Below are 16,587 nucleotides of genomic sequence, written 5' to 3'. Positions count from 1 at the left end.
CAACCCGGCAGACCAGCCCCCTTCCCGCCCCCCGCGGCGCCGGCGCATCGTTGCCATGGCCTCGGTCGCCGTCGCGGTTGCCGCGGCGGCCGGCTACTGGGTGCAATACGGGCGCCACCAGGTATCGACGGAAAACGCGTATGTCGAAGGCAATGTGGTGCAAGTGACGTCGCAGGTCGGCGGCGTGGTCACCGCGATCCTCGCCGACAACACCGATCTGGTCGGATCCGGCAGCACGCTGGTGGAACTGAACGGCGTCGATGCGCAGCTGGCCCTCGCCGCGGCGCAGGCGCAGCTCGCGCGCACCGTGCGCCAGGTACGCGGGCAGTTTGCCGCCGCCGGCCAGGACCGTGCCAATGTGGAGCTGCGCTCGGTTGACCTGGCGCGCGCCCAGGAAGACATGGCGCGGCGCTCCGCACTGGCCGCCAGCGGCGCCATCTCCGGCGAGGAACTGACCCATGCCAGGCAGGCCGTGCGCACCGCGAAGGCGTCGCTGGCAATGGCGACCGAACAGCTCAAGCGCAATCAGGCACTGGTCGAACGTACCTCGGTGGACTCTCACCCCGAGGTGCAGGCTGCCGCGGCGCAGGTGCGCAACGCCAGCATCGCGCTGTCGCGCACGCGCATCCCTGCGCCGATCGGCGGCGTGGTCACCAGGCGCTCGGTTCAGGTGGGGCAGCGCGTGAGCGCCGGCGTGCCGATGATGTCGGTGGTACCGCTGGACCACCTGTGGGTCACGGCCAACCTGAAGGAATCGCAATTGCGCGATATCCGCCTGGGCCAGCCCGTTACGCTGACCACCGACCTGTATGGCGATGGCGTGGTGTACCACGGCCGTGTTGTCGGGCAGGACGCCGGCACCGGCAGTGCCTTTGCGTTGCTGCCGGCGCAGAACGCCACCGGCAACTGGATCAAGGTGGTGCAGCGCGTGCCGGTGCGGATCGCGCTGACACCCGCGGAAGTCGCGGCCCACCCGCTGCAGATCGGCCTGTCGATGAAGGTCTCGATCGATACGAGTTCGCGCGACGGCAAGCGGCTGGTCGCAGTCGATGCAAACAGCCAGAACTACCGCACGACGGTGTTCGCCAACGAGCTGGCACGTGCCGACGAACTGGTGCGCCGCATCGTCGAAGAGAACCTCTAGAGTCCTGTTCCGCAACCTGACGGAGACGCCGACATGAAGCCCGCCAAACCCCCAGGCCTGCTGCTGCTGACGATCGGCGCGCTGACCTTGATCGACTTCCTGCAGAACGGCATGGTCGCCTTTGCCGCCGCCCCCATCATGGGCGAGATCGGCGCCAGCCCTGAGGAATACAGCACCGTCGCGGCGGCCTACGCCAGCGTGGCCGTGGTCATGATCGCGCTGCAGCGCTGGATGGTGGAGCGCATGGGATGGCGCCGCTATGTGCAGGCCGCGCTCGGCGCGGCGGCGATCGGTGCGATCCTGTGTGCGGCAGCCACCAGCTACCCGGCCTTCCTGGCAGGCCGCATGGTGACGGCGCTGGGCTGCGCGGGCATGGTGACCTCGTCACGGCTGGCGGTAAACCTGATTCCGCCCAGCCCGGCGCGCTTTCTCGGCATCAAGGCGCTGGCCACGGGCGTGTGCGCGGGCATGGCGCTCTCGCCCTGGCTGGCCTCGGCCATTGTCACCGCGGACCGCTGGCCGTTGATCTTCTGGCTGGTGGCCGCGGCCGCGCTGGCGCTGCTGCCGGCCACGAGCGTCCTGCCCGAAGGCACGGCGCCGCCAGCGCAACGCTCGCGCGCGCATCCGGTAAGGCTTGCCGCACTGGCGGCGGGCAGTTTCCTGGTGTTGTTCGTGCTGCAGCGTTCCTATTACGACTTCTACGCCGACCGGCTCTGGCTGGTGACGGGTGCCGCCACGGGCGCGACGGCCCTGCTGGCCTTCATCTGGACCGAATCCAAAAGCGCAACGCCCCTGCTCAGGCTGCGCAACCTGGTCGAGCCGCGCTACCTGAGCGGCCTGGCGCTCTTTACCTTCTGCTATGTCACGCTGGGCTCGAACGGCTACCTGCTGCCGATCGTGCTGCAGCGCTCGCTGGGACATTCCTGGGCCACCACCGGGCAGTTCTATGCGCTGGGCCTGGCCGCCGGGGTCGTGACCTGGCTGACGATGACGCGCTTGCTGCCGCGCTGGCCCAGCCCGCGCAAGTACTTTGTCGCGGGCTTCCTGGCGCTGGCGGCCTCATCCTGGCTGATCAGCCGGATCCCGCCCGCGCCAGACCTGTGGGGCCACGTGCTGCCCGCGCTCGCGCTATACGGAATCTTCATCATGACGCTGATTCCCGTCACGGCCATGCAGACCTTCAACGGCGTTGCGCACGACGAGTCGGTGTTCTCGCATGCGCAGCAGACCAAGAACATGCTGGGGCAGATGGGCCTGGCGCTGGGCGTGACCATTGCCACGGTCGGGCAGCAGTGGTTGACGACGTTGCATTACAGCACGCTGCATACCGCCATCAATGCCGGCAGCCCGCAGTTCCAGGAGACCCACGCGCGCTACACGGCGGCGCTGTCCGCCTCGATGGAGCCCATTCGCGCCGCGGAACTCGCCACGGCGCAGATCGCGCAGGTGCTGGCGCAGCAGTCCGCGCTGCTGGCCAGTCTGGACCACTTCCGCGCGCTGGCGGCAGTGGCCGTGATCGCGATCGCGGTGAGCCTGATCCAGAAGGTGATTCGGTAAGTGCCGACCCGCATTGGCCGAAGGCGCGGGCACCGCGCCGTCAGGCGGGATGGTGGCCGCGCTGATGGGCGTTCTTGCGATCAGCCTTCGGCTGAACCAGCAAGCATCCGTGCGCGAGAGAGGCGTTGACGATGCCGGCGCACGCGCCGTGCGCGTTCGCGCAACGCATGGATGGTTTCGATGGCGAGCGTAAAAAGCGTCCTGAGCCCTAGCCACGGATTCCGCAAGCACCGGCATACCTGCTCGCTTCGCCCGACGCCTGACACACACCATGTGCAAAAGTGCTCGCAGTTGTTGGTCAGGAACTGATACTGGTCTTCGCCCAGGCGGGACCTTGCCCTCTCCACCACTTCGGTGCCGGCATAGATCGCATCCGGATCGGCCTGGATGCTTACGCCCTTGCCAGCCGCAAAGCCACGCAACGCAATGTATTCGATCGGACGGCGCTTCGCGGAACGGTCAAACCCGCCATAGTGGATGACCTGCCCCGCTCCGGCATAAATGCCGTGATGGAAGTAGCCATCGCGCTCGGTAATCAGATGGGCACCGATTTCGATAGCGCATGGCGCGCTCTCTGGCGACGCTGCGAGCCGATCAAAATATAGAGTTTCCATGGCGGGCCGCTAATAGCTTGAATGCAGTGAAATCCGTACCGCTGGCGGCTTCTCGGATAAACCTGCCGACGCGCTGGTCACCGATGCCAGACTGCGGGCAAAGGGATTCCCGCCGGGGAGGGTCGTCCTCGGGAAACGTCTTCACTGCGTGCAGGTTCAGGGTTGCTCCGGCGTGTCGCGGTCGCACTGCGCGATCGCACCGGCCTTGATTCAAGGGTAGGCGGCGGGTACTGCTAAGCCCATTCTACGGACGGCTGCCGCTGCCCCTACATAGGCGTCGAGGGCTCATACGCGGGTATATCCACGGCGACCGTTAATGCGTAGTTGTACGGTTATGTCACCGCATGGCAATGGGGCATCCATCGAGGATGACGTTTTTGTCGCCGTTGCCTGCCTTGCAGGGTGGACGATCAGTCTCCCGATATCGGTTCCGGTCGCCCACGGACGCCGCCATTTGGCCGTTCGGATCACCTAAAATGGCTACGGTGATCATCGGCGTCGCCAGGATCGGTGCCTGCCGGAACAAGGAGCCAAGATGAGTTCGTCGACGCATTCGACTTCGGCCCAAAGCCCAGACGGCCGCAAGGAGCCCGTGGTCTATGTGGTCGACGATGACGAGTCGATGCGGCTCGCCCTGTGCGGCCTGCTGCACTCGGTGGGGCTACGGGTGGAGGCCTTCGAATCGTCGCAGGACTTCCTGGCGTTCCCGAAATCCGACGCGCCCAGTTGCCTGGTGCTCGACGTCAGGCTGCGCGGGGAAAGCGGCCTGACCTTCCAGGAGCAGATTGCGAAGAGCGGCGTGCGCATGCCGATCGTTTTCATGACCGGGCATGGCGACATCGCGATGACCGTCAAGGCCATGAAAGCCGGGGCCGTCGATTTCTTCACGAAGCCGTTTCGCGACCAGGACATGCTCGACGCCGTCGCCAATGCGCTGGCGCGCGACGGTGAGCGGATCGCGGCCGAGCAGTCGACCGCGGCGGTGCGTTCCGCCTACGACTCGCTGACACCGCGCGAACGGGAAGTCATGGGCTTTGTCGTGACCGGCCTGATGAACAAGCAGATTGCCGCCGAGCTGAATCTCAGCGAGATTACCGTGAAAATCCACCGTGGGCAGGTAATGAAGAAGATGGCGGCGCGATCCGTTGCGGAACTCGTCAGGATGTCGGAATCGCTGGGCGTCAATCCGAAGCAGAAGAAGCCGTCCTGACGTCGTCGACAGCGGCAGGCGACAGCGCAAGCGCCACTCCCCGACCGTCGTCCTGCGCTATGCCTGGTCCAGCGCGACGCCCAGCCAATACGCAATGACGTCGGCCTTCACCGGCTTGTCGAGCACAGCCAGCGCACCGTTCGCAAGAGCCTGGGCCTTCAGGTCGGCCGCCGGGAATGCGGTGATAAAGATGGTCGGCGGCGCGTATCCGAGCGCCAGGATGCGGTCGTGCATCGCCAGCCCCGACATGCCCGGCATCATCACGTCGGAAATCAGGCATGATGTGTGCGCGATGTGGCCCGACTCCAGGAATTCCTCCGCCGATGCGAACAGCCGCGCAGGCCTGCCGAGCGAACGTACAAGGCTAGCCGTCGCAAGGCGGACAGCCTCATCGTCGTCCACAATCGAAACTGTTTGAGCGGAGCACAAAAGACCGGCCCTCACGTTCTGGATACACGCGCCACGCAACCAACGCCATCTGGTGAATCAGCGTGCACCGGCGTGGCACTACGCTACCAGCGTAATTGCCATGACAGCCCCGGGGAATCATACGAACGTATAAATCCGCAGCGATCCCGTCGCCGGAAAGATGCCGGCGAATCGGATGCTGCACTTGCGGACGCCGCTGGCAGGCTGCCTTATACCCCGGTATGAACATCCGAAGCGTACGTAGGGGCCACGCCACCGCTCTGTAGAATGGTTTTGCTGCGCCCGCGGGCTACCCTTTACGCAATGGCGATGCGATCGCGCTCTGCGTTCGCAACGGCCCTGAGAAAGAGTGGGAGTCAGCAATGGAGCAATCGGATATCTCGAAGCGTGGCTTTCGCGTCGGCCTGCCCAATCCCGGCGACGCCTTGTCGGCATGCTTCGCGACGAGCTACACGGGCATCATCGCGTTTATGGCGGTCGCAACGGAGGGAAGCTTTGCCAGGGCCGGGGAACGATTGGGGATCGGGCGCTCGGCGGTCTGCCGGAATGTGCAGAAGCTTGAAACGCAGCTAAGCACCCGCCTGTTTCTGCGGACCACGCGGTCAACACAACTGACGCGTGAGGGCGAAAGGTTCTTCGAGAACTGCAACCGCGGCGTGACCCATATTGTCGAGGCGATGAACGACATGCTGGAGCTTCGCCAGGGCCCGCCGCGCGGCCTGCTTCGCATCAGCGCCCCCGTCGACTTTGGACGCAAGGTGGTTGCACCGCTGCTGTCCCGGTTTGCCGAGGCCTACCCGGATATCGCGGTCGACCTGTTGCTGGATGACCGCCCAGCGGATTTCGCCGGCGATCAGATCGATGTCGCGTTCCGCAACGGCCGCATCGAGGATTCCAGCATCATCGCGAAGCAGCTGACGCCGATGCAGATGGTGCTTTGCGCGTCCCGCTCCTACGCGGAACGGCGGGGACTGCCGTCGACGCTGGAAGAACTGAGCCAGCACGACTGCATCAACTTCCGGTACTCCGGCGGCCGTGTTTCCGAGTGGGAGTTCAAGGTCGACGGGCAACTCCGCAGATACCTGCCGGCCTCCAGACTGACGTTCAATGACGCGGACCTGGTCTTGCAGGCGGTCCTGGATGGCCGCGGCATCGCCCAGATGACGGGATACCAGATCCGTGACCATCTGGCGCGCCATGCGCTGGTGATGGCATTGCCGCGGCATATGCCGGACGACCGGGCCCACTATATCTGCTATCTCTGCCGACAGCATCTGCCGACGCGCATCCGGGTCTTCATCGACTTCATGACCGACCAGATTCGCGCGCTCAATCTCAACTGCGTGGCCGGCTTCAACGAAATCGGCACCGAAGAGACACTGGCGGCATAAGCATCGGCATGCCTTTCGCGCCACATACAAATCGCCGCGGCTAACGGCCGCGCCAATCCGACCGGCCGTCAACGCCGGCTCCCCGTTCACTGCAACCCCATGCCGACCCGGTCGCCGCGGTGTATTCTCCAACTTGCTGCATTCGCGGCATGGGTGATCGAAAAGATGCCGTGTTGTCATTCGCTTTCGGTGCGTAACCTGCCCGGCTGAATCGGACGCAAGCTGCATCCGATGGCATGCTGGCTGACAGCCTGATGGCAGCATGCGGCAGACGGAGAGCTGCATATGGTTCAGGCGCCGATGGGTAGCACCCCCCAGGTATTGTGGGACGACGGCGAGCGCATCTTCTGTCGTGGGCGGCGCCCTGGCGACAGCTCCGACCAGCACGTGCTGCTCGCGCGGCCGGCGGCCGAGCACCCCCTGCCCGCCAGCCTGGACCGCCTCGCTCACGAGCTTGGCCTGCGGGAAGAACTCGACGGCGCGTGGGCGGTGCGCCCGCTGGCGCTGGCGCGCGAGGCCAGCCGCACCATGCTGGTGCTGGAAGACCCCGGCGGTGAGCCGCTCTCTCGTCTGCTCGGCGCGCCCATGGAGGTAGCGGATTTCTTGCGGCTCGCCATCCGCATCGCCGCGGCATTGGGCAAGCTGCACCAGCGCGGCCTGGTCCACAAGGACCTCAAGCCCACCCACATCCTGGTGAACTGTGCCGACGGTCAGGCGCGGCTGACCGGATTCGGCCTGGCCTCGCGGCTGCCGCGCGAGCGGCAGTCTCCCGAGCCGCCCGAGACCATTGCCGGCACGCTCGCCTACATGGCGCCCGAACAGACCGGCCGGATGAACCGCTCGATCGATTCGCGCAGCGACCTCTATGCGCTCGGCGTCACGCTATACGAGATGCTGACCGGCGCGTTGCCGTTTGCGGCCGCTGATCCGATGGAATGGGTGCATTGCCATATCGCCCGCATGCCGATGCCGCCCCGCGCGCGGGTGGCAACCGTCCCGGCAATGGTCTCGGACATCGTGATGAAGCTCCTCGCCAAGACGGCTGAAGAGCGCTACCAGACCGCCGCCAGTGTCGAGCATGATCTGCAGCGCTGCCTGGACGACTGGCGCCGGCAGCGCCGCATCGACGACTTCCCCCTGGACGAGCACGGCACGCCCGACCGCCTGCTCATTCCCGAGAAGCTGTATGGGCGTGAACGCGAGGTCGATACGCTGGTGGCCGCGTTCAACCGCACGGTCAGCAAGGGCGTGCCGGAGCTGGTGCTGGTCTCCGGGTATTCCGGCATCGGCAAATCCTCGGTCGTCAACGAACTGCACAAGGCGCTGGTGCCGCCGCGCGGGCTGTTTGCGTCCGGCAAGTTCGACCAGTACAAGCGCGATATCCCCTATTCCACGCTGGTGCAGGCATTCCAGAGCCTGGTACGGCCGCTGCTTGGCAAACGCGACACGGAACTGGCGAGCTGGCGCGCCGCGTTGATGGAGGCGCTGGACCCGAATGCCCGGCTGATGACCGACCTGATCCCGGAACTGAAGCTCATCATCGGTGAGCCGCCGCCAGTTCCGGTACTCGAGCCCCAACAGGCGCAACGCCGCTTCCTGCTGGTGTTCCGGCGCTTCATCAGTGTCTTTGCCCGGGCGGAACACCCGCTCGCACTGTTTCTTGACGATCTGCAGTGGCTCGACGCCGCCACGCTCGACCTGCTCGAGGACCTGCTGACGGGATCGGACCTGCGCCACCTGATGCTGATCGGCGCCTACCGCGACAACGAGGTCGATGCCACGCATCCGCTGAGGGCCAAGCTCCAGGCAATCCGCAACGCCGGTGTCAGGATCGATGCCATCACGCTGGCACCGCTCGCCAGCGAGCACGTCACGCAGCTGATCGCCGAGGCGCTGCACAGCGAGCCGGCGCGCATCGGGCCACTGGCGCAGCTGGTGCACGACAAGACCGGCGGCAATCCGTTCTTCGTGATCCAGTTCCTGCACGCGCTGGTCGATGAGGATCTGCTCGCCTTCGATCATGACGCAAGGCATTGGCGCTGGGATCCCGGCCGTATCCATGCCAAGGGCTACACCGACAATGTCGTGGACCTGATGGCCGGCAAGCTGACCCGCCTGCCGGCCGGGACGCAGCACGCGCTGCAGCAGCTTGCCTGTCTCGGCAACGTGGCCGACGTCACCGCGCTGTCCACCGTGCTCGGGCTGCCGGAGACGCAGGCCCGGGCGGCGCTGTGGGAAGCAATCCGGCAGGAACTGGTCGAGCGGCAGGAAGCCTCATACGCCTTTGTCCATGACCGGGTCCATGAAGCCGCCTATTCACTGATCCCCGAAGCCTCGCGCGCCGCTGCCCATCTGCGCATCGGGCGCCTGCTCGCCGCGCAGACGCCAGCGGAGAAGCGCGAGGAGGCCATCTTCGAGATCGCAGGCCAGCTCAATCGCGGCGCCGTGCTGATCACCGCGCAAGACGAGCGCGAGCAGCTGGCGGCGTTCAACCTGCTCGCCGGCCAGCGCGCCAAGGCGTCCACCGCCTATGCCTCGGCCCTCACCTATCTGGTCAGCGGTGCGGATCTGCTGGACGACGATTGCTGGCAGCGACGGCATGACCTGCGGTTTGCGCTGGAGCTGAACCGGGCCGAATGCGAATTCCTGACCGGGCAGTTGGCCGTCGCCGATGAGCGCCTGGCGGCGCTTTCGGAGCGCGCCACCACGACGGTCGAGAAAGCCCTGGTCACGTGCCTGCAACTGGATGTCTACCTGGTCCTGGACCGGAGCGACCGCGCGGTCGAGGTTTGTCTCGCCTACCTGCGGCATGTGGGCATCGCATGGTCGCCCCATCCGGCCGATAACGACGTGCGGCGCGAATACGATCACATCTGGTCTCGGCTTGGAGACCGGACCATCGAGGAACTCGTCGATCTGCCGCTGATGGACGACGCCGCCTCGCTCGGCACCGTCGAGGCGCTGAGCAAGCTGTTCGCGCCGGCCTTGCAGACGGACGCCAACCTGGCTTGCCTGACGATCTGCAAGGCGGTCAGCCTCAGCCTCGAGCGGGGCAACTGCGATGCCTCGTGCGTGCTCTATGCCAATGTCGGCCGGGTAGCGGGGCGGCGTTTCGGCGACTACCAGGCCGGCTACCGCTTCGGCCTGCTGGGCTGCGAGCTCGTCGACAAGCGCGGGCTCAGGCGCTTCGAGGCCAAGACCTACCTGTGCTTCTCGATCTTTGTCGTGCGCTGGCTGAAACCCGTGCGCACCTGCCGTGAACTGCTGCGGCGCGCCTTTGCCGCCGCGAACCGGATCGGCGACCTGCCCTACGGCGCCTATGCGGGCAACAGCCTCAACTCCGACCTGCTCTTCGCCGGCGAGCCGCTGCCCGAGGTACAGCGCGAAGCCGAGCGCGGCCTTGCCTACGCCAGGAAGGTGCGGTTCGGCCTGGTCGTCGACTTCATCACCACGCAGCTGGCGCTGGTCCGGATGCTGCGCGGCCTGACGCCGAGATTCGGTTGCCTGGATGACGAACAGTTCGAAGAATCCGGGACCGAAGCGCATCTGTCAGGCAGCCCTGACCTGGCGCTCGCCGAGTGCTGGTACTGGACCCGGAAACTGCAGGCCTGCTATCTCGCCGGCGACTATGCGTCGGCGCTGGAGGCCGCAGCGAAGGCGCAACCGCTGCTCTGGACCTCGTCCTCGTTCTTCGAAGAAGCCGAATATCACTACTACGGCGCGCTGGCTCACGCGGCCTGGTGCGACTTCGCCCCGGTCAGCGAGCGGCCGCGGCACCTGGACGCGATGGCTGCGCATCATCGCCAGCTCCGGCACTGGGCGCAGCACTGTCCGGACAACTTCGCGGACCGCGCCACGCTGGTCGCCGCCGAGATCGCGCGTGTCACCGGCAGCGTGGTGGAGGCCGAACACCTTTACGAGCAGGCCATCCATGCGGCGCAGGAAAGCGGCTTTGTCCACAGCGAGGCGCTCGCCAACGAGCTCGCGTCCCGCTTCTACGCCGCGCGCGGACTGGAGAAGATTGCCCGGGTGTATTTGCAGGATGCCCGCTACGGCTACCTGCGTTGGGGCGCCGATGGGAAGGTGCGGCAACTCGAGGAGCGCTATCCGTACCTGAGGACGGAAGAAGCCGCACCCGGGCCCACCAGCACCATGGCAACGCCGGTCGAGCACCTCGACCTGGCGACCGTGCTCAAGGTATCGCAGGCCGCCTCGGGCGACATCGTGCTGGACAAGCTGATCGACATGGTCCTGCGCACGGCCATCGAACAGGCCGGCGCCGAACGCGGCCTGCTGATCCTGGCGGACGGCAGCGAGCATCGGATCGCAGCGGAGGCAACGACCGGCGGCGACGCGCCCCGGCTGCAGCTGCGCGATGAGCCGGTGAGCGCCGCGATGCTGCCCGAGTCCATTCTCTACCACGTGCTGCGGACCCGTGAGAGCGTCGTTCTCGACGATGCCGCGTCGGAGCCGTCGTTCGACGCCGATCCCTACATCCGCCAGCACCGCGCCCGGTCCATTCTCTGCATGCCGCTGATGAACCAGGCCAAGCTCACCGGCGCGCTCTACCTCGAGAACAACCTCACGGCCCGCGCGTTCAGCCCGACCCGGATCGCCGTGCTGAAGCTGGTGGCCTCGCAGGCGGCCAGCTCACTGGAGAACGCCCGGCTGTACCGTGACCTCGCGGAGCGCGAAGGCAAGATCCGCCGTCTCGTCGATGCCAACATCATCGGCATCATCGTCTGGAACGCCGGCGGCGACATCGTCGAGGCCAACGATGCGTTTCTGCGCATGGTCGGATACGAGCGCGAAGACCTGGTCTCGGGCCGCGTGCGCTGGACCGACCTGACGCCCGCGGAATTGCGTCCCAGCAACGAACAGGCCCTGGCGCAGGCCGTGCAGACGGGGCGCGCGCAGCCCTTCGAGAAGGAGTACATCAGGAAAGATGGCAGCCGCGTGCCGGTCATCGTCGGTCTGGCGACTTTCGCGGACAGCCGCAAGGAAGGTGTCGCGTTCGTGCTCGACCTGACCGAACGCAAGCAGGCGGAAGAAAGAGTCCGCGACAGCGAGCGGCGCTACCGCGACGTGCAGACGGAACTGGCGCACGCCAACCGCCTCGCCACCATGGGGCAGCTCACCGCCTCGATCGCGCACGAAGTCAACCAGCCGATTGCCGCGACGGTGACCAATGCCCAGGCCGCGCTGCGCTGGCTGGGCGCCCAGCCGCCCAACATCGACGAAGTCGGGCAGGTGCTGGGCCGGATCATCAAGGATGCCAACCGGGCCAGCGATGTGCTGGGCCGGATCCGCGAGCTGGTCAGGAAGGCGCCACCGCGCAAGGAGGCGGTGGACATCAACGAGGCAATCCGCGAGGTGATCGAGCTGACCCGCGGGGAAACCGCGAAGAGCGGCGCCGCGGTCAGCACGCAGCTCGCGGACGGCTTGCCATGTATCGAAGGCGACCGTGTGGAACTGCAGCAAGTGCTGCTGAACCTGATCATCAACGCGCTCGAGGCGATGAACGAAATCAGCGATGGAGTGCGGCAATTGCGCATCAGCACCGCGGAAGCCGACGCCGGCTGCGTGCTCGTGGCAGTGTGCGATTCAGGGCCGGGCTTTGCCGCGCAGAGCGCCGACCACGCTTTCGTGCCCTTCTACACCACCAAGCCCGCCGGTCTCGGGATGGGGCTGTCGATCTGCCGGTCGATCATCGATGCGCATGGCGGCCGGTTGTGGATCAGCGCCAACGTGCCCCGCGGCGCCGTCGTGCAGTTTACCGTGCCTGCGTGTGGATCCGATTTATCGTGATTGCCGCGCAGCGCGAGGGCCTCACCCACGCCGCGCGGCGCGGGACTATCGCGCCGCAGTCGATTCGCGTTCGAACTCGCGGATCACCGGGTTGCCAAGGATGGCATCCCTTCCCGCTTCGATCAGGCGATCCACGTCCTTCTCGGGCAGTCGAAGTCTGGTCGGCAGATCGTTCAGACTTGCAGCTCGCTCCTTGTCGAGGGCCTCAAACGAGATCCGCGTGACGAAGAATTCGACTTCATTGCACCGCCAGCCTGGGCGGCGTGCAGCGATCTCCTGCTGCCGGGAATGCGGCAGCCCACACCGATACGCCACGAGATCGTCGCGCCACCGTTGCATCATGGGAACGAAGGCGTCATAGGTCATTCGAACGCTGGTCGCCATTCCCGCGTCGATGGCTGCGCTTGCGACTTCGATTCCGGATGGGCCACCCGGGCTTTGGTTCCAATCGCCGCGCGGGCCCTGACCGGCGTCAACAACGATGAAAAGCAGCCGCCGCACATGGATCGCATCGTTCTCGCTCATGGGACCGTAAGCCGTGCCCAGCAGCAGGCGCGATTGCAAAATGGTCGCCAGGCCGTAGTTGTCGGTCACCCCGCCGTCTACCAGCTTGATGTACTTTCCTTTCGAAGTGTCCCGGTGACCGCGAACGGCGGTTGCCAACGCGCCAAGCAGCAGCGATTGCCCGGGCCGCTGGGCGTGGTCAAGGTTCGGCAGCGGTGTACTGCAAGCCTCGGGATATTTTTGAAGGACGATCGGTGCGAAGAAGAGCGGGACCGCCATGGATGCGGCGACGGCTTCGGAAACGGGAAAGCTCGCGAGATCACTACATAGCGCATCGAATGCCAGCTGGCTGAACGGGAACGCGACCCGGTAGTAGACGTTCGTGGCGTTGATCCAGACGAGCGGCTTGCCGCGGCGGAACATGTCGGCGAACGTCGCGCCCTTGAACACGTCTTCGTCGAGCCATGTCTGGAGATCTTCCCGATTGTTGAGGCCTCCCGCGAAGAGGCGCGCAAGGTTGACCGGATTCAGAAGACTGAAGCGAAGTCCCGCCTCTCCGTCCTTCAAGAGCACTGATCGAAAGGTTGCCAGGCTGGCCTTGCCGTGCAGACCGTAGTACGCCGCGGTGATGGAGCCTCCGGACACGCTGCTGATAAATGAGACGTCGTCGAGCAGGGACGCGCCCCCGGGACCTCTCATGGCGTCGAGCCCCTGCAGCGCGCCGAAGGCAAAAGCTGCGGCTCGCGTGCCGCCGCCAGAGAACGACATGGCGACGGTTGTCGGGCCGGCGACGTCGGTGGGTTCGCGCATGGCCGCGGATGCGCTGCCAGCCGCGGCCTGAGGCAGATTGCGCGGAGCATTGTGAGAAAGCGACCCGCAGGCACTGAGTCCCACGAGCAGAAGCAGCATCAGAGTGCGGCAGGCCCTGCCGCAGGCGTGTCGCTCTCTCCCTGCCCCGCCCATTCGCCAAGGCAGGCTGCTCTTGCGGCGAAGAGTATGGTCGTGTCGAAACTTCCACATTGGACTAGGTCAGGAACGTGCTCGGCGTGGTGACGGCCCGCAGGAAGTGAAGGTCGGGATTCGTTGCCGCCAGGATCCGGTGTGTCCGGGTCCCTCGGAATATTACGGCATCTCCATGGGGGCTGCACGACCCGCAGATGGCGCCTGAGCAGCTTCGGGAGAAAGTTGGAGGGCGGACGAAGTCGATCAGGTACAGAATGCTAGCTTGACCGACCTTGGTTGGTTCGCTTGGTGCCACGCCGCTAGCGGTCATATTCAATCTCCTCCAGGTTATCGGAGCCGCGACAGGCGGGATGGGTCTATTCGAGTTGAATGCGCCCCCGGTCTCGCATGTTACACCGCCGCATAGCCACACACTTACGGAAGAAGAGGCAGAATTTGCCGCCGCCCCCTTCCGTGGTGGATGATGCATGACCGATACACGCTCATGTCGGTTTGATCATGTCACGCGCATAAGCGAGCCCCGTGCCATACCCACCACCATGCTCAACCACGATCGAGCGAGCCTTCTCATATGTGTCATGACGCGTCCAGTGGCTCGATCACCTGGGCATGGACCGGAGCCAGCGACTCATGCTTCGTGGCGGTGCGCTGGTCGATCTGTTCGGCGGGACGACTCCGCCCTATTGGCTTTCGATCCACTGTATGGCGAAGCGCATCAACTCCTTGCCGCTGGGAATATCCAGCTTTTCCTTGATATTGGCCTGATGTGCCTCGATGGTCTTGACGCTTCGATTCAGTTTGTTGGCGATCTGGCGGGAGCTGAAGCCGAGTCCGATCAGGTGCAGGACCTGGAACTCCCGTTCCGAAAGGCTGGCGATTGAGCCTGTCAGAACTTTTTTGGGAACCGTCAGCGCCCGCGCCAGCTTGTCATGCATTGCGGTGCTCAGGTAAATATTGCCTGCCAGCACCTCATGAATGGCGTTCAGAATATGCTCCGTTGCCTCGAGTTTCATCAGATACCCGTTTGCGCCTGCCCGCAGGGCGCGTTCGGCAAACAGGGTTTCGTCATGCATGCTGAGGACGAGGATGGCCAGCTCCGGATAGTGTTGCCGGAGGGTTTTGACAAGATCGAGGCCGGAGTCGGAGTGCAGGCTGAGGTCCACAATGGCCAGGTCAGGCTGGCAAGCCACCGCAGCCATCGCTTCTTCGGCACTGCCTGCCGTACAGCAGACGCGCAGATTCTCATGCAGATTCAGCAAGTGGGTTAAGCCTTCCCGGATGATGGGATGGTCATCCACGATCAGTATCCGGGTTGCGCGGTCGGGGCTAGATGGCGTCCCTTTCATGGCCCGGACCCTCCCGTATCGGATAGCGGATGGCAACCGTGGTACCACCCAAAGCATTGCGGGCAACCGTGCAAGAGCCGCCCAGCAGGCTCGCGCGGTGACGCAGGTTGTGAAGTCCCAGACCCGAGGCACGCTCCATTTGTTCCGGGTCGACCCCCACGCCGTCGTCGCTGATGGAAAGCTTCTGCATTCCGCCTTCGCGCTCCAGGTCGATCCAGATGTGGCTGCCATGGCTGTATTTCAGCGCGTTATTGACCGCTTCCTGTGCCGCACGGTAAAGGTTGATCTGCATCGGCGGATCCAATACGTCCACATCTGACTCGATGCGGAGCGCGCAGTCGATGCCATTCAGCGAGCGGGTCGTCTGTGCCAGACCTTGCAAGGCGACCGTAAGGCCACCGGATTCCATGGCGACCGGATCCAGGCCATGGGCAATCTTGCGCGTCATCCAGGACGCCTGTTTCACCAGTTCGACGATGGTAGCCGCTTCCGCGGCGGCTGGGTGGCTATGCTTCTGTAGTTCCTGATGCAAGGTGGCGCAGTAGAAGCCCAGGCTGGTAAGGTGCTGCCCGAGGCCGTCATGCAGTTCCCGGCCGATGAGCCTCTGCTGCTGGTCGCCGATTCGGATCACCTCTGCTTCCAGCAGACGACGTCGCGCCATCTCCTGCTTCAGTTCAATGTTGGCGTGCTCCAGGTCCTGGGTTCGATCCTGCACGCGCTGTTCCAGCTCGACATGGGATGCCATGAGGAGGCTATGGACACGCTTTTCCTGAGCATGTGCCGCTACCAGCAGCAGCCCGGTTACTGCCACGACATTGGCGAAGGCGCACCATCTCACGAGGCTATCCACCGGAGATTCGGCGGCAAAGGGGCCAGTGCCGTTCGTCGTGCCCCAGATGGCCACGATGGAAACCAGCAAGGTCGAGAGGCTGGTGCCCAGGTGATCGAAGCGCAGGGCCGCCCAGATCGTGAACGGAAAAATCGCGAGGGCTGCCGGATAGTAGCCGTGCCCTGCGAGTTCGGTGGCGCCGAAGATGAGGTAGCTGACCCAGAAGATCGCAACGGTCAGTCCGCACGCTTCCGCGGCCTGCCTTGCGGAGCGGATCGGGCTGGGATACGTGGCCAAGGTGAGCAGCGGCGGGGCCACCACAAGCACCCCCATCATGTCACCGAGCCACCATTCCAGCAGGGCTGTGCCGTACTCGGTGACTGGCACCAAACCCCCTCCGACGAGCGCGGTCGCACCGATCACCGCACTCACTGCCGTGCTGGCCGTCGCTGCCAGGATGATGAAGGCGATCACATCCTTGATGCGGTCCAGGGTGATCTGGAATCGCGCTACCCGCGTCAACAACAACGACGCGGTCAGGGCCGCAGCCGTTGCGCCGAAGCCAATCACCGCGGCCACCGGCAAGGGCACGCCCGCCGACATGTTGGCCAAAACGGAGCCAATGGCGATGCCGGGGGCGACTCCAAAACCCATCACGAGCAGCGCAACGAGGGCGATGCCGCTGGAAGGCCACACCAGGGACACTGCGCCGCCCACTACCGCATAAGCAAGTCCCAGCTTTGCACTTGCGAAATACGCCAATGCGACCAGTCCAGTGTTAACGAAGAGGCT

Annotated in this window: 10 protein-coding genes; 5 read left to right on the top strand and 5 right to left on the bottom strand. The window is 65.1% G+C overall.

From position 1 onward, the window contains the following. Together AB1I47_RS13985 and AB1I47_RS13980 are read left to right on the top strand one after the other, a co-directional pair. Positions 1–1,144: HlyD family secretion protein (locus tag AB1I47_RS13985; RefSeq protein WP_354684339.1), on the top strand; the 1,144-nt coding region annotated here is incomplete at its 5' end. Positions 1,145–1,177: 33 nt separating this feature from the next. Then, positions 1,178–2,701: an MFS transporter gene (locus AB1I47_RS13980; protein WP_354684338.1), complete on the top strand. Its 1,524-nt coding sequence runs from the start codon at positions 1,178–1,180 to the stop codon at positions 2,699–2,701. A gap of 80 nt (positions 2,702–2,781) precedes the next feature. On the opposite strand, the gene AB1I47_RS13975 is transcribed toward AB1I47_RS13980, so the two are convergent. Further along, positions 2,782–3,315: a lecithin retinol acyltransferase family protein gene (locus AB1I47_RS13975; protein WP_354684337.1), complete on the bottom strand. Its 534-nt coding sequence runs from the start codon at positions 3,313–3,315 to the stop codon at positions 2,782–2,784. A 535-nt stretch (positions 3,316–3,850) separates the two neighbouring features. Between AB1I47_RS13975 and AB1I47_RS13970 the strand changes: the two genes are divergently transcribed. Then, on the top strand, positions 3,851–4,525 hold the full coding sequence (locus tag AB1I47_RS13970) for a response regulator transcription factor (RefSeq protein ID WP_354684336.1): 675 nt from the start codon (positions 3,851–3,853) through the stop codon (positions 4,523–4,525). Between the two features lie 57 nt (positions 4,526–4,582). Here AB1I47_RS13970 and AB1I47_RS13965 read toward each other — a convergent pair whose 3' ends face one another. Next, positions 4,583–4,927: a response regulator transcription factor gene (locus tag AB1I47_RS13965; protein WP_407935834.1), complete on the bottom strand. Its 345-nt coding sequence runs from the start codon at positions 4,925–4,927 to the stop codon at positions 4,583–4,585. Between the two features lie 389 nt (positions 4,928–5,316). Between AB1I47_RS13965 and AB1I47_RS13960 the strand changes: the two genes are divergently transcribed. Beyond that, positions 5,317–6,345 carry a LysR family transcriptional regulator gene (locus AB1I47_RS13960; protein ID WP_354684335.1) on the top strand — a complete coding sequence of 343 codons (1,029 nt, stop codon included), beginning with the start codon at positions 5,317–5,319 and terminating at the stop codon, positions 6,343–6,345. Between the two features lie 300 nt (positions 6,346–6,645). Continuing rightward, positions 6,646–12,153 carry a trifunctional serine/threonine-protein kinase/ATP-binding protein/sensor histidine kinase gene (locus tag AB1I47_RS13955; protein ID WP_354684334.1) on the top strand — a complete coding sequence of 1,836 codons (5,508 nt, stop codon included), beginning with the start codon at positions 6,646–6,648 and terminating at the stop codon, positions 12,151–12,153. 45 nt (positions 12,154–12,198) lie between these two features. Here AB1I47_RS13955 and AB1I47_RS13950 read toward each other — a convergent pair whose 3' ends face one another. From AB1I47_RS13950 to AB1I47_RS13940, 3 genes are all read right to left on the bottom strand, one after another. Further along, positions 12,199–13,566, bottom strand: coding sequence for a patatin-like phospholipase family protein (locus AB1I47_RS13950; RefSeq protein WP_354684333.1), 1,368 nt, complete (start codon positions 13,564–13,566; stop codon positions 12,199–12,201). A 734-nt stretch (positions 13,567–14,300) separates the two neighbouring features. Next, entirely contained in the window at positions 14,301–14,918 is a 618-nt protein-coding gene (locus tag AB1I47_RS13945) for a response regulator transcription factor (RefSeq protein ID WP_354684332.1), read from the bottom strand. 28 nt (positions 14,919–14,946) lie between these two features. Then, complete coding sequence (locus tag AB1I47_RS13940; protein WP_354684331.1) at positions 14,947–16,557, bottom strand: sensor histidine kinase; 1,611 nt, start codon at positions 16,555–16,557, stop codon at positions 14,947–14,949. Positions 16,558–16,587: the final 30 nt, after the last annotated feature.

The sequence above is a fragment of the Cupriavidus necator genome (assembly GCF_040578825.1).
Lineage (GTDB): Bacteria > Pseudomonadota > Gammaproteobacteria > Burkholderiales > Burkholderiaceae > Cupriavidus > Cupriavidus necator_E.
This window is presented reverse-complemented; position numbering and strand designations above follow the sequence as displayed.

Coding starts and splice junctions, on each gene's coding strand:
- AB1I47_RS13960 (WP_354684335.1), top strand. CDS start 5,317: ATGGAGCAATCGGATATCTCGAAGCGTGGCTTTCGCGTCGGCCTGCCC.
- AB1I47_RS13950 (WP_354684333.1), bottom strand. CDS start 13,566: ATGCTGCTTCTGCTCGTGGGACTCAGTGCCTGCGGGTCGCTTTCTCAC.
- AB1I47_RS13955 (WP_354684334.1), top strand. CDS start 6,646: ATGGGTAGCACCCCCCAGGTATTGTGGGACGACGGCGAGCGCATCTTC.
- AB1I47_RS13970 (WP_354684336.1), top strand. CDS start 3,851: ATGAGTTCGTCGACGCATTCGACTTCGGCCCAAAGCCCAGACGGCCGC.
- AB1I47_RS13975 (WP_354684337.1), bottom strand. CDS start 3,315: ATGGAAACTCTATATTTTGATCGGCTCGCAGCGTCGCCAGAGAGCGCG.
- AB1I47_RS13980 (WP_354684338.1), top strand. CDS start 1,178: ATGAAGCCCGCCAAACCCCCAGGCCTGCTGCTGCTGACGATCGGCGCG.